This is a genomic window from Rhodoferax koreense (assembly GCF_001955695.1).
GTDB classification, from domain to species: domain Bacteria; phylum Pseudomonadota; class Gammaproteobacteria; order Burkholderiales; family Burkholderiaceae_C; genus Rhodoferax_B; species Rhodoferax_B koreensis.
Genome location: NZ_CP019236.1, coordinates 3,441,382 through 3,454,008, shown reverse-complemented (window position 1 = coordinate 3,454,008; position 12,627 = coordinate 3,441,382). Strand labels below are relative to the sequence as shown.

Annotated in this window: 14 protein-coding genes, 1 tRNA gene and 1 riboswitch; of the genes, 6 read left to right on the top strand and 9 right to left on the bottom strand. The window is 66.3% G+C overall.

Going from position 1 to position 12,627, the window contains the following annotated elements:
• Window positions 1–117 precede the first annotated feature (117 nt).
• The 5 genes from kdsB to RD110_RS16010 are packed head-to-tail and all read right to left on the bottom strand — an operon-like array spanning window position 118 to window position 3,284.
• On the bottom strand, window positions 118–891 hold the full coding sequence (gene kdsB, locus RD110_RS16030; protein ID WP_076200401.1) for a 3-deoxy-manno-octulosonate cytidylyltransferase: 774 nt from the start codon (window positions 889–891) through the stop codon (window positions 118–120).
• 19 nt (window positions 892–910) lie between these two features.
• Window positions 911–1,093: a Trm112 family protein gene (locus tag RD110_RS16025; RefSeq protein WP_076200400.1), complete on the bottom strand. Its 183-nt coding sequence runs from the start codon at window positions 1,091–1,093 to the stop codon at window positions 911–913.
• 43 nt (window positions 1,094–1,136) lie between these two features.
• On the bottom strand, window positions 1,137–2,180 hold the full coding sequence (gene lpxK / locus RD110_RS16020; protein ID WP_076200399.1) for a tetraacyldisaccharide 4'-kinase: 1,044 nt from the start codon (window positions 2,178–2,180) through the stop codon (window positions 1,137–1,139).
• 20 nt (window positions 2,181–2,200) lie between these two features.
• A complete protein-coding gene (locus RD110_RS16015; RefSeq protein WP_076200398.1) occupies window positions 2,201–2,629 on the bottom strand; it encodes an ExbD/TolR family protein in 429 nt (142 codons plus the stop codon).
• A gap of 13 nt (window positions 2,630–2,642) precedes the next feature.
• Entirely contained in the window at window positions 2,643–3,284 is a 642-nt protein-coding gene (locus RD110_RS16010) for a MotA/TolQ/ExbB proton channel family protein (protein ID WP_076200397.1), read from the bottom strand.
• 341 nt (window positions 3,285–3,625) lie between these two features.
• Between RD110_RS16010 and xseA the strand changes: the two genes are divergently transcribed.
• Together xseA and RD110_RS16000 are read left to right on the top strand one after the other, a co-directional pair.
• Window positions 3,626–4,951: an exodeoxyribonuclease VII large subunit gene (gene xseA, locus RD110_RS16005; RefSeq protein ID WP_076205105.1), complete on the top strand. Its 1,326-nt coding sequence runs from the start codon at window positions 3,626–3,628 to the stop codon at window positions 4,949–4,951.
• 100 nt (window positions 4,952–5,051) lie between these two features.
• Window positions 5,052–5,633 carry a superoxide dismutase gene (locus tag RD110_RS16000; protein WP_076200396.1) on the top strand — a complete coding sequence of 194 codons (582 nt, stop codon included), beginning with the start codon at window positions 5,052–5,054 and terminating at the stop codon, window positions 5,631–5,633.
• An 83-nt stretch (window positions 5,634–5,716) separates the two neighbouring features.
• Here RD110_RS16000 and RD110_RS15995 read toward each other — a convergent pair whose 3' ends face one another.
• Both RD110_RS15995 and RD110_RS15990 read right to left on the bottom strand, forming a co-directional pair.
• Complete coding sequence (locus RD110_RS15995; protein WP_076200395.1) at window positions 5,717–6,181, bottom strand: DUF192 domain-containing protein; 465 nt, start codon at window positions 6,179–6,181, stop codon at window positions 5,717–5,719.
• Window positions 6,182–6,285: 104 nt separating this feature from the next.
• A complete protein-coding gene (locus RD110_RS15990; RefSeq protein ID WP_076200394.1) occupies window positions 6,286–6,516 on the bottom strand; it encodes a hypothetical protein in 231 nt (76 codons plus the stop codon).
• A gap of 285 nt (window positions 6,517–6,801) precedes the next feature.
• Between RD110_RS15990 and icd the strand changes: the two genes are divergently transcribed.
• The 3 genes from icd (at window position 6,802) to RD110_RS15975 (ending at window position 10,514) form a co-directional block, all read left to right on the top strand.
• Window positions 6,802–8,004 carry an NADP-dependent isocitrate dehydrogenase gene (gene icd, locus RD110_RS15985; RefSeq protein WP_394329458.1) on the top strand — a complete coding sequence of 401 codons (1,203 nt, stop codon included), beginning with the start codon at window positions 6,802–6,804 and terminating at the stop codon, window positions 8,002–8,004.
• Window positions 8,005–8,051: 47 nt separating this feature from the next.
• Window positions 8,052–8,162: riboswitch (TPP riboswitch) on the top strand.
• Between the two features lie 92 nt (window positions 8,163–8,254).
• Window positions 8,255–10,399 carry a TonB-dependent siderophore receptor gene (locus tag RD110_RS15980; RefSeq protein ID WP_239467049.1) on the top strand — a complete coding sequence of 715 codons (2,145 nt, stop codon included), beginning with the start codon at window positions 8,255–8,257 and terminating at the stop codon, window positions 10,397–10,399.
• Between the two features lie 39 nt (window positions 10,400–10,438).
• Window positions 10,439–10,514 (top strand) — tRNA-Asn (locus tag RD110_RS15975).
• A gap of 307 nt (window positions 10,515–10,821) precedes the next feature.
• On the opposite strand, the gene RD110_RS15970 is transcribed toward RD110_RS15975, so the two are convergent.
• On the bottom strand, window positions 10,822–11,154 hold the full coding sequence (locus tag RD110_RS15970; RefSeq protein ID WP_076200392.1) for a hypothetical protein: 333 nt from the start codon (window positions 11,152–11,154) through the stop codon (window positions 10,822–10,824).
• A 141-nt stretch (window positions 11,155–11,295) separates the two neighbouring features.
• Here RD110_RS15970 and RD110_RS15965 point away from each other — a divergent pair, with 141 nt between their 5' ends.
• On the top strand, window positions 11,296–11,670 hold the full coding sequence (locus RD110_RS15965) for a response regulator (RefSeq protein WP_076200391.1): 375 nt from the start codon (window positions 11,296–11,298) through the stop codon (window positions 11,668–11,670).
• 13 nt (window positions 11,671–11,683) lie between these two features.
• On the opposite strand, the gene RD110_RS15960 is transcribed toward RD110_RS15965, so the two are convergent.
• Window positions 11,684–12,625 carry a thiamine phosphate synthase gene (locus tag RD110_RS15960; protein WP_076200390.1) on the bottom strand — a complete coding sequence of 314 codons (942 nt, stop codon included), beginning with the start codon at window positions 12,623–12,625 and terminating at the stop codon, window positions 11,684–11,686.
• Between the last annotated feature and the right edge of the window lie 2 nt (window positions 12,626–12,627).

The window sequence follows — 12,627 nt, the reverse complement described above, 5'->3', positions numbered from 1 at the left end:
TGCTGGCCGCGCAAGTGGCCGCAACGCTTCATTGGAGAAGGATAGCATGCGCCACCCTGCAGCTGGCTGACAGGCGACGCGCGCGGCGTGTGTGCGCCCGTTCGGCTCAGCGTGGTGTCAATACAGTTTGCGTACCCGTTCCAGGTCGTCTGGCGTGTCGACACCCGGGCCCGGCGCATGTTCGGTCACATGCACCGCGATGCGGTGGCCGTGCCACATCGCACGCAGTTGCTCGAGGGCTTCGCAGACCTCCACCGGCGCCTGAGCCAGCGTGGGAAACAGCTTCAGGAAGCCGGCGCGGTAGCCGTAGATGCCGATGTGGCGCAGCGGGCTGAGCGCGGGCGGAAGCTGCTTGAAGCCGGGCAGGGCTCCGGGCACCGCGGGGACGGCGCCGTCGCGCCACCAGGCGATCGGTGCGCGGCTGAAATACAGCGCGCGCTGTTGTGCGTCGAGCACCACTTTGACGACATTGGGGTTGGTGTAGTCGGCCAACTGGTCGATGACGTGGGCGGCCGTGCTCATGCTGGCTTCGGGCCTGGCCTGCAGCAGCGCGGCGACCTCGTTGATCAGCACGGGCGCGATCAGCGGCTCGTCGCCCTGCACGTTGACCACGATGGCATCGTCGGCCAGGCCGAGCAGGTGGCAGGCTTCGGCCAGCCGGTCGCTGCCCGAGGGGTGGTCGTTGCGCGTGAGGATGGCGTCGATGCCGTGGGCCTGGCAGGCTTCGATGATCTCGGGGCTGTCGCCGGCCACCACGGTGCGCACAGCGTCCGACTGGCGCGCGCGCTGGGCCACGCGCACCACCATCGGCACGTCGCCCAGGTGGGCCATCGGTTTGTTGGGCAGCCGGGTCGAGGCCATCCGCGCGGGAATGAGGACGGTGAAGCTCATGGCGATACCTGCTTGCCGCTCACAAACCGAGCTCTTCGTCGCTGAGGGTGCGGGCCTCGGCCTCGAGCAGGATCGGAATGCCGTCTCGCACGGGATAGGCCAGCCGCGCGCTGCGCGAGCTCAGCTCCTCGCGCTCGCGGTCGTATTGCAGCGGCCCTTTGGTCACGGGGCAAACCAGCAGTTCAAGAAGTTTCGGATCCATGCGGAGGTTCAATCGGTGTTCGGGAGGGCGACCAGGGTGATCGTCAGGCAGACGCCGATGATAACGAGGCCGACCGCCCCTGCGTGAGCGCATCGACCCGCGCGTCCAGCGCGGCCAGGAAGCCGGCGTCGAGCGTCACGGCCAGCGGCACGGCCAGCGCATCGGGCGCGCGACGCCACAGCTTTACGGCGTCTTTTTCGGTGCAAATGAGCATTTCACGCTGATCCGGCTTGCGCTGCCAGCTATCGAAATCGGAGTGGTCAGGCAGGGCTTCCGTGTGTGACAGCGTGAGCCCGGCTTCGCGCAGCATGCCGAAGAAGGCCTCCGGCTGGGCGATGGCCGCCACCGCGTCCAGCGGCTTGCCGCGCAGCGTGGCCAGCGGCACCAGGGTGCCGTCCTGCCGCACGGCGTGGTCCGCCAGCGCCCGCCGCGCACGGAAGCCCGGGATCGTCGCCAGGGCCGGATGCGCGCCGGTGTGCAGCACCAGATCGACGGGCCGCGGCCAGGCTTCGCGCAGCGGGCCGGCCGGCAGCAGCCAGCCGTTGCCGATGCCGCGGTCATCGAAGACGCAGATCTCCAGATCGCGTTGCAGCGCGTAATGCTGCAGGCCGTCGTCGCAGACGATGAGATCGGTGTCGGGATACCGCGCCAGCAGCACCTGCGCCGCCTGCAGCCGGCGCCGCGCCACGAACACCGGCACGCCGCAGCGCCGCCGCACCAGCAGCGGCTCGTCGCCGACCTCGGCAGGCAGGCTGTCCGGCCGCACTTCGCGGCAGTCGTCCGCGCCTGGGGGCATCACCCGGCCATAGCCGCGCGAGATCACGCCCACGCGCAGGCCGCGCGCCGCGAGATGTCGCACCAGCGCCATCACCACCGGCGTCTTGCCCGAGCCGCCGGCGATCACGTTGCCGACGACGAGCACCGGCACGGCCGCGCGGCCGCTTTGCAGCAGGCCGGCGCGGAACAGCCGCCGCCGCAGGCGGCTCAGCCCGCCATAGAGCAGCGAGACGGGCCACAGCGCGCACGCCAGCGGGCCCCGGCCGCGCCAGGTGCGCAACAGGATGGATTCGATCGATGAACGCTGCATGCGCGCCCGCAGGCCGCTGCTCAGCGGTTGCCCGACAGGGCCGACTGGGTGGCGAAAGTGATCTGCGACAGGCCCGCGCGGCGTGCGGCTTCCATCACCGTGATCACCGACTGGTGCGCCGCGCTGGCATCGGCGCTGATGATCAGCACCATGTCCTTGCCGCCGCCCTTGGACGCATTGCCCAGCACCTGGGTCAGGGCGTCCAGCGTGCGACCTTCGACCAGGGTGCGGTTCACGGCGTACCGGCCGTCGGCGCTCACGGCCACGATGATTTCCTTGGGGCGGTCGCGCTGTGCCTCGGCGTTGGCCTCGGGCAGCTTGACCTGCAGTTCGGTGAATTTGCTGTAGGTGGTGGACAGCATCAGGAAGATCAGCACGACCAGCAGCACGTCGATGAACGGGATCAGGTTGATCTCGGGCTCCTCGCGGGAGCGGTGGCGGAAGTTCATGGCCACGGCGGGTTCAGCGCTTCTTCAGCGCGTTCAGGTGCCGCGCGAACTGGTCGGCGGCAAGTTCCAGCGTCAGCAGGTATTCGTCGACCCGGGCGCGGAAGTAGCGCCAGAAGATCAGCGAGGGAATCGCCACGATGAGGCCGAAGGCCGTGTTGTAGAGCGCGATGGAGATGCCCTGCGCGAGCTGCGCCGGGTTGCCGCCCGCGCCACCCATGCCGCCGGATGCGCCGCCCTGCGAGCCGAAGATCTCGATCATGCCGATCACCGTGCCCAGCAGGCCGAGCAGCGGCGCGGCGGAGGCGATGGTGGCCAACGCGCTCAGGTATTTCTCGAGACGGTGCGCGACCGCGCGGCCCGTGCTTTCCATCGCACCGCGCACTTCTTCGTCGCTGCTGCGCGGGTTGGTGTTGAGCGTGCGCAGCCCGCTGGCCAGCACTTCGCCCAGGGCCGAGTTCTGCGCGAGCTGGTTCACGATGCCCGGCGCCGGCACGCTGGTCTGGGCGACGGTCAGGACTTCGCCCAGCAGCTTGGGTGGGGCGATCCTGGCCGTCTTCAGGCTCACAAAACGTTCGATGACCAGCGCCAGGGCCAGGATGGAGCACGCCACCAGGGGCCAGATCGGCCAGCCTGCGGCTTGAATGATCGAAAACAAAATTAGGGCACTCCGCAGAGATAAACTCGACGCGATTATGGCCCAGCGACCGCGACGGTCGCAGACTTTGTACACCGCACCCAGTCAAGGTTGGGGGCCCGGCGCTCACCCACAGAAGTTGTGGATAACTTTGTGAAGAACTCATCTCAGGGCGCGCCAAAGCCAGCATTCATGCGGTTTCGTGTCAGATCGATGAAAAATTAAGCAGAAAAAAATCAATTGAAATCAATCACTTACCACGTAAATGCTGCGTATGGCGCGTGGTCCTACACAAGAGCGGGTGGTTTTCCTAGCACAGCCAGCGCTGTGGAGTACTACGAAATTTTTTGCTGCAAAGCAGCATGTGCGGGCGGCCGGCCTTGATCGAAAACCCAGCATCGGCGCCGCTTGTGTGGCCGGTTGGAGCGCTATGCCGCGCCATTGCTGACGCGCTGGAGGCGCGCTTCAATCCCGTGGCCGTGCGCGGCGAGATTTCGGGCTTCTCGCGCGCTTCCAGCGGGCATTGCTACTTCAACATCAAGGACGCACAAGGCCAGATCCGCTGTGCGATGTTCCGGCGTGCCGCCAGCTTGCTGGGTTTCGTGCCGCGCGACGGTGAGCTGGTCGAGGTGCGCGGGCGGCTCGACATCTACGGCCCACGGGGCGACCTGCAGCTCATCGTCGAAAGCCTGCAGCGCGCAGGGCAGGGCGCGCTGTTCGAACAATTCCTGCGGCTCAAGGCCAAGCTCGAATCCGAAGGCCTGTTCGACGCGGCACGCAAGCGCGGCCTGCCGGTCCTGCCGCGCGGCATCGGCGTGGTGACATCGCTTGGCGCCGCGGCGCTGCACGACGTGGTGACCGCGCTGCGCCGGCGCGTGCCGCACATCCCGGTGGTGGTTTCGCCGGCGCTGGTGCAGGGCGCGGGCGCGCCGGCGGATCTGGTGCGAGCGCTATTAAATTTGTATCACCTTGCGCAGGATGGATCAGCCCGGGAGGCCGATCCGACCATCGACGTGATCCTGTTGGTACGCGGTGGCGGCTCCATCGAGGACCTGTGGGCCTTCAACGACGAAGCCGTGGCGCGGTTGATCGCGCAAAGCCCGGTGCCGGTGGTCAGCGGCGTGGGCCACGAGACCGACTTCACCATCGCCGATTTCGTGGCCGACCTGCGCGCGCCCACGCCCACGGCGGCGGCCGAACTGGTGGCCGAGCCGCGCGACGTGTGGCTCGGCGCGCTGGCCCTGGCCGGCGAACGTCTCGCAGATGCCGTGACGCGCCAACTCGATGCGCGCGGTCAGCGGCTGGACCTGGCCGCATCGCGCCTCGGCCGGCCTTCGGGCTGGCTCGCACGCCAGCAGGCACACCTCGGCCAGCAGCAGCAGCGGCTGCGCTACGAGACTCTGGCCCAACTCGAGCGGCACCACAACCGCTGGCGCCTGCGCGAGGCCGAATTCCCGGCCAGGCTGCAGCAGGCGTTGACACGTTCGCGCGAACGGCTCGACCGCGCCGAGCGCAGCCTGGCGCTGCTCGATCCGCGGCTGGTGCTGCAGCGCGGGTATGCGCTGTTGAGCACGGCCGAAGGGCGACCGCTCAGCAGCGTGGCCCAGGCGACCCCCGGCCAACCCGTGCGGGCCGACCTGGCCGACGGCGAACTCGCTCTGACGGTGCAGACCGTGCGGCCCGGTTGAAGTCCTCGGGGCCGGCGCCGAATTGGCGGCCGGCCTACGACGGCGTTGCGCTTTAGTTTCTACAATCGCTTTTCCCACCACCAACTCACGAGGAAGAAAAATGGAACGTACCCTGCCACCATTGCCCTACGCACAAGACGCGCTGGCGCCTGCCTACTCCAAGGAAACCATCGAGTACCACTACGGCAAGCACCACAACGCCTACGTCGTGAACCTCAACAACCTGCAAAAGGGCACCGAGTTCGAAGAAATGCCCCTGGAGGACGTGATCAAGAAGTCCAGCGGCGGCATCTACAACAACGCGGCGCAGATCTGGAACCACACCTTCTTCTGGAATTGCATGAAGCCCGCCGGCGGCGGCGAGCCCAGCGGCGCGCTGGCGGCGGCCATCACCGCCAAGTTCGGTTCTTACGCGGCCTTCAAGGAAGCCTTCACGAAGTCGGCCGTCGGCAACTTCGGCTCCGGCTGGACCTGGCTGGTGAAGAAGGCCGACGGCAGCGTGGACATCGTCAACACCGGCGCCGCCGGCACGCCGCTGACCACCGCCGACAAGGCGCTGCTCACCGTGGACGTGTGGGAACACGCGTACTACATCGACTACCGCAACCTGCGTCCCAAGTTCGTCGAGACCTTCCTGAGCACCCTGGTCAACTGGGAATTCGCCGAGAAGAACTTCGCCTGATTGCAGGACGTTGCGGCAGGCATGCCGCAAACCAAAAAACCGGCCTCAGCGCCGGTTTTTTTATGGGAGACGAAGGCCGCGAATCACTTCGCGTCGAACGGCCGGCCGGTGAGCTTGCTGCCGGCCTTGATGCCCTTCTTGGCGAACCAGCCCTGGTTCATCTCGAGCACGTAGCGCACGGGCTTGGTCGAGCAGTGCGAATCGAGCGTCTGCGGCGCCATGTCGGCCATGTTGGCGATGGTGCCGTCGTCCTCGACGAAAGCCGCGGTCAATGGCAGCAAGGTGTTCTTCATCCAGAAGCACTGCTGGCTGGGCTGCTCGAACACGAACAGCATGCCTTCGCCCTGCGGCATCTCCTTGCGGAACATCAGGCCGATCTGGCGCTGCTCGGGCGTGAGGGCCACCTGGGTTTCGATGAGGTACATGCCCGCGCCGATCTTCACGCGCGGCAGGTTGGTCTGGGGGCCGTCCTGCGCGTGGGCCACGCCGCCAATCAAACAGGCCGCAGCCAACGCACTACGGAGCAGGGAAGACAAAAAAGTTTTCATCGGTCGTCGATTTCAGGGATGAAGGCGGCGCCATGAAAAACGCCCGCCGAAGCGGGCATTCTGACGCAAAGCTGTAAAGCTTGAGCGCTCGATGAGCGGCCGATTTAAGCGGCTGCCTTCTTGACGTGCTTGGTCTTCTTGGCGGAAGCGTGCACGGTACCCTTCTTGTGGGTGGCCTTCTTGGCGACCTTGGCTTCGGACTTGGCGGCCGGTGCAGGGGCGGCCGCGGCTGCGACAGGCGCGGGGGTGGCGACAGGAGCTGCCGGGGCGGCGGTTTGAGCGAAAGCGCCAACAGCGAACAGGCCGGCGATCAGAGCGGAGATGATTTTGTTCATGGTGAAATCCTTGGGTGCGAGACAGGTGAAGAGAGCGAGAGCGGTTTGAGGAAGCTCCTTCCGTTTCAAGCGGAAGGTCCATCCGTAACGAGGGGCATTTGTGCGTGGTTGACAGGGCTTCGAAAAAATATTCGGGCATAGAATCGGGCGGCTTTTCGCCAGCGCCAGGCCGCTGCGCCGCACGACCTCTGCATGCCCTTTTCCTGTGAACACCGGAGATTTCCTTTGACGTATCAGCACATCCAGGTGCCCGCCCATGGCACCCCCATTTCCGCCAACGCCGACATGTCGCTGAACGTGCCCGACGAGCCGATCATTCCCTTCATCGAGGGGGACGGCACCGGCGCGGACATCACGCCGGTGATGCTGAAGGTGGTGGACGCCGCAGTGGCCAAGGCCTATGGCGGCAAGCGGAAGATCCAGTGGATGGAGATCTATGCGGGCGAGAAATGCACCCGCGTCTACGGCCCCGATGTCTGGCTGGCCGACGAGACCTTGCAGGCGGTCAAGGACTACAAGGTGGCGATCAAGGGCCCGCTGACCACGCCGGTGGGTGGCGGCATCCGTTCGCTCAACGTGGCGCTGCGCCAGGAGCTCGACCTCTACGTCTGCCTGCGCCCGATCCGGTATTTCAAGGGGGTACCCTCGCCACTGAAGGCGCCGGAGAAGACCGACATGGTGATCTTCCGCGAGAACTCCGAGGACATCTACGCCGGCATCGAGTTCGAGGCCGAATCGGCCAAGGCCAAGCAGCTCATCAAGTTCCTGCAGGAGGAACTGGGCACGAAGAAGATCCGGTTTCCCGCCACCTCCGCGCTCGGCGTGAAGCCGGTGTCGATCGAAGGCACGCAGCGGCTGGTGCGCAAGGCCATCCAGTACGCCATCGACCATGAGAAGCCGAGCGTGACCCTGGTGCACAAGGGCAACATCATGAAGTTCACCGAAGGCGGCTTCCGCGACTGGGGTTATGCGCTGGCGCAGAAGGAATTCGGTGCCGAGCTCATCGACGGCGGCCCGTGGATGCGCCTCAAGAGCCCGAAGACGGGCAAGGAGATCGTGGTCAAGGACGTGATCGCCGATGCCTTCCTGCAGCAGATCCTGCTGCGCCCGGCCGAATACAGCGTGATCGCCACGCTGAACCTGAACGGCGACTACCTCTCCGACGCGCTGGCCGCGCAGGTCGGCGGCATCGGCATCGCGCCCGGCGCCAACATGAGCGACACCATCGCCATGTTCGAGGCCACGCACGGCACCTCGCCCCGTTATGCCGGCAAGGACTATGTGAACCCCGGCTCCCTCATCCTGTCGGCCGAGATGATGCTGCGCCACATGGGCTGGACCGAAGCGGCCGACCTCATCATCAGCGCCATGGAGAAGTCCATCGCCAGCAAGAAGGTGACCTACGACTTCGCCCGGCTGATGGAAGGCGCGACGCAGGTCAGCTGCTCGGGCTTCGGGGAGGTGATGATCGAGCAGATGCAGGACTGACCGGCCGACGCGGCCGTTAGAATCTATACCGTTCCGCGCCATGTGCGGAGCTCCGCTAGGGGTGTTGGCCTGGGTTGTCTGCAACCCGGTCCGACTGAGAAAGTCCCTTTGAACCTGATTGAGGTAATCCTCGCGCAGGGAAGCATTGAACAGGATCTGGCCGGGCACTCCTCTCCGCAGTGGAGGCCATCTCGAACGGCCGAGAACGGGTCCGCCAAGCTGCCTTGTGATGATGCCGAAGGCATGCCACGTGACCGCATACCGCGCTCCCTTCAAATTCGTGTTGACCCGCACCGCCATGGCCACCAGCCTGTGCCTGGCCTTGCCTGCCATGGCGCAAACCGCCCCCTCGCTCGCTCCCGTGACCGTCAATGCCGAGACCGCAGCCAGGCAGGCCGACGTGACCGGCTTCGGCGACACGCCGCTCGCCGAGGTGCCGCTGTCGGCCACCGTCATCGGTGCCGGGCAGCTGCAGGCTTCCGGCGCCCGCCGGCTGGCCGACCTGACGCAGTTCGACGCCTCGGTGGCCGACGCCTACAACTCGCCGGGGTATTGGGACTTTCTGAGCATCCGCGGCTTCACGCTGGACAACCGCTTCAACTACCGTCGCGAAGGCCTGCCGATCAGCGCCGAGACGTCGATCCCGCTCGACAACAAGGAGCGCGTCGAAATCCTGCGCGGCACGAGCGGCATCCAGTCGGGCACCAGCGCGCCGGGCGGGCTGGTCAACTACGTGGTGAAGCGGCCGACGGAACACGATCTGCGCAGCGTCACCCTCGAGGCCAGCGGCGGCGGCAGTGTGCTTGGTGCGGTCGACCTCGGTGGGCGCTTCGGCGTGGACCGCGTGTTCGGCTATCGGCTCAACGTCGCGCATGAAACGCTGCGCCCGCTGGTGCACAACCTCGACGGCCACCGTGATCTGGCGGCACTGGCCGCCGATTGGCGCGTGGGGCGCGATACCGTGGTCGAGGCCGAGTTCGAATGGAGCCACAAGTCGCAGCCGAGCCAGGCCGGCACCAGCCTCATCGGCAACCGCCTGCCGGCCGTGCCCGACCCGAAACTCAACCTCAACAACCAGCCGTGGTCCCAGCCCTCGGTGTTCGACGCCTTCACCGGCAGCCTGCGCATCGAGCAGGCCATCAACGACAACTGGCGCTGGACCGGCCAGCTCGGCAGCCAGAGACTCAAGACCGATGACCGCCTGGCCTATCCGTTCGGCTGCGGCGCGGAAGGCAACTACGACCGCTTCTGCAGCGACGGCACATTCGATTTCTACGATTTCCGCAGCGAAAACGAACGCCGCCTACAACAGGCGGCCAGCCTCGGCCTCAAGGGTAAGCTGCAGACCGGCGCCGTCTTGCACGACGTGAGCCTGGGCCTGATCCGAAGCCGCGTGCACAACCGTTTCGAACAATCGGCCTATAACTACGTGGGCACCGGCAACATCGACGGCACAGCCGTCGTGCCGGCCGATCCGGCGCTGACCACGCCCAACACCAACCGCGACGAACGTTCACTCGAACTCTCTCTCAGCGATGCCGTCCACTGGACGCCCGAGTTCACCACCTGGCTGGGTCTGCGCCACACACGGCTGAACCGCAGCAGCATGAGCACGGACGGCAATGAAGCCACCAGCTACGCGACCAGCCTGACCACGCCATGGGTCGCCGCCAGCTACAAACTCGCAGCCCAGGCCATGGTCTACGCCAGTTATGGCGAAGGTGCGGAATCGCAGGTTGTGCCCGACCGCCCGCTGCAATACGCCAACGCCGGACAGGCTCTGCCGGTGCTCAAGTCCCGGCAGTTCGAAGTCGGGCTGAAGGGCGGCGACAACCGTCTCGGCTGGCAACTCGCGTACTTTCGCATCCAGCGCCCGGCCACCAACATCGATGCCTGCGCGGCCACCACGCCGTGCGAAGCCACCTACGACGGAGACGCCGTGCACAAGGGGCTGGAGGCCAGCGGCCAGTGGCGTGCCGGCCCCTGGCAACTCGACGGCGGCGTGACCCTGCTCGACGCCAAGCGCCGCGGCAGCACGGCCGACCCCGCGGCCAACGGCAAACGCCCGACCAACGTGCCTGACTGGGCACTGCGCGCCCGCGCCGCCTATGCCGTGGCCGCCGTGGCCGGCCTGCGGCTCGAGGGCACCTTGTCGCACGAAGGTCGACGTGCCGTCCTGTCGGACGAATCCATCATGCTCGGCGGCTGGACCCGGGTCGATGCCGCGCTGCGCTACGACACCCGGATCGGCGCCACCAACACCGCCTGGACCTTCGGCGTCGACAACCTGTTCGACCGCCGCTACTTCCGCGAATCGCCGTACCAGTTCGGCCATGTCTACCTTTTCACCGGCGCGCCGCGAACTTTTCGCATCGCGATGACGGCCTCCTTGTAAAAACGACAAAAATGTGGCTATAATTTGAGGCTGTGATGTTCCTCAATAGCTCAGTTGGTAGAGCGCCGGACTGTTAATCCGTAGGTCCCTGGTTCGAGCCCAGGTTGAGGAGCCAGGAAATTCAAAGCCTCGCACGCAAGTGCGGGGCTTTTGTGTTTCTACTGGGGCGACACGGGGGGCGGTCGAATTCGATGGTGGAAGATGCGAAATCAACACCCATGGACCAGGATCACGCCATGTATTCGGTTTTCCATCGCCCATCAGGCTCTCGGCCACGCCCAGGTGGCAGCGGTCGGTTCAACGGCAGGGGCTGTGGTGGCTTGAGGCGCTGCATGATTCATTCTTCAGACGCTGTGCGATCCCGGCATTGATCTAACGCAAGTTATGCGCGAATTTTGAAACGTTTGCCCGCGTTGACGCGCTCAGTGCAACGACTCGGCTTCCTCGGCCGTCAAGCCGCTACCCATCGTTTGCATCAATTCCACCGAAAGCTTGCCGAACGCGGCCTTGAACAGCGAGGCCCGTAGGGCATCTCCCTCCGACAACGGGCTCGGCCGGGTCTGCGTCTCGTGTCGCGCCAGGGCCTGATCGAGGCCGTCCTGCAGCATCGCCATGGTCAAGGCGCGTTGCGTGGGCGACTGGGTGGCGATGCGCACGCGCAGCAGGTTGGCAAACCACTGCAGGATGGCGGTCTGTGCGGTGCCGTGCATTTCAGCGGCAATGGCATCGGCGTCGAGTGGCGTTGTTTCGGGCATGGCGGTCTCGTGGCGAGGGTGGGGATTCAATATACGCCCATCGCATTTGGCTGCGCTTGGCTTGCGCCATTGGCCTACAAGTCGCAGCCCGCCGCCGTCCGTAGAGTGAATGAAAGCTCATCTTCATTCCAGCACGAGGCAATGCCGAGCACCACCATTCTTGTCGAAGACAGCAGCAGAATCCGCGAAGTCCTGGTGCCGAGCATGGAGGAACTCGGCGACATGCGCGTCATCGCGGTGGCCGAGTCGGCTTCGGAGGCCATCGTCACGCTGGCGCGGCACGACGCGGTCTGGCAGGTCGCGGTGGTCGATCTCTTCCTGCGCGAGGGCTCGGGCCTGGACGTGTTGCGCGCGGTGCAGCACCGGCAGGCGTGGCAACGCGTGGTGGTGTTGACGAATTACGCAACGGCGGAGATCAGGCAGCGTTGCTTGGCGCTGGGTGCGGATGCGGTGTTCGACAAGTCTACCGAACTCGATGCATTTTTCGCGCTGTGCCAGTCCTACGGTAGCGCCTGAAGCTTCGAGTCGATCAGTCGGGCTGCGTTGGCAGGCGCGCCATCAACTGGCGGGCGGCGGCTTCGGGGTCCGGCGCCGCGACGATGGCGCGCACCACGGCCACCGAGCCGACGCCGCTTTCCAGCACGGCCGGAAACCGCTCGGCATCGATGCCGCCGATCGCCACCAGCGAATGCTCGCGCATCAGCCGCGCATAGGCCTTCAGCCGCGCCGTGCCCTGCGGCGCGGTGGCCATCTTCTTCAGTGTGGTGGGAAACACCGCGCCCATTGCGACGTAGCTCGGACTGCAGGCATCGGCGCGCAGCATCTCGGCGTAGCCGTGGGTGCTCACGCCGAGCCGCAGGCCGGCATGGCGCAGCGTGGCCAGCTCGGCCGGGGTCAGGGCGTCCAGGTCTTCCTGTCCCAGGTGGACGCCGTAGGCGCCGGCTTCGATGGCAGCCCGCCAGTGGTCGTTGATGAACAGCAGGCTTTGCGTACCCCGCACCGCAGCCACGGCGGCCTGCACTTCGCGGCGCACGGCTTGTGCGTCGTCCGACTTGAAGCGCAGCTGCAGCGTGGGCACGCCGGCACGCGCCATGCGTGCCACCCAGGCCGCATCGGGCAGCACGGCGTAGAGCCCGAGGCGGCGCGGGCCGGCGGGAAAGGCATCGGCGCGCGGCCACGGTGCGAGGCCGAAGTCGACCGGCGTGTCGGGCCACCGCGCGGCCTCGAACCGGCCGATGCGGTGGGTCTGCGCCTGCCAGGCGCGGGCCAGGCATTCGGCGTCGATCGCGATGAAGCCCAGCGCGGTGCAGGCCTGCTGCGCGGCGCGGTAGACCGGGTCTTCGCTGGTGAAGTGCGTGGTGGTTGAGGGGGCAACGGGTACATCGATCGCAGGGCCGTCGGTAAAGGTGGGAGCATGGGCTTCGAGGATGGCCTCGGCCATGGCCCGGATGGCAGTGTCGTCGGAAGACATGG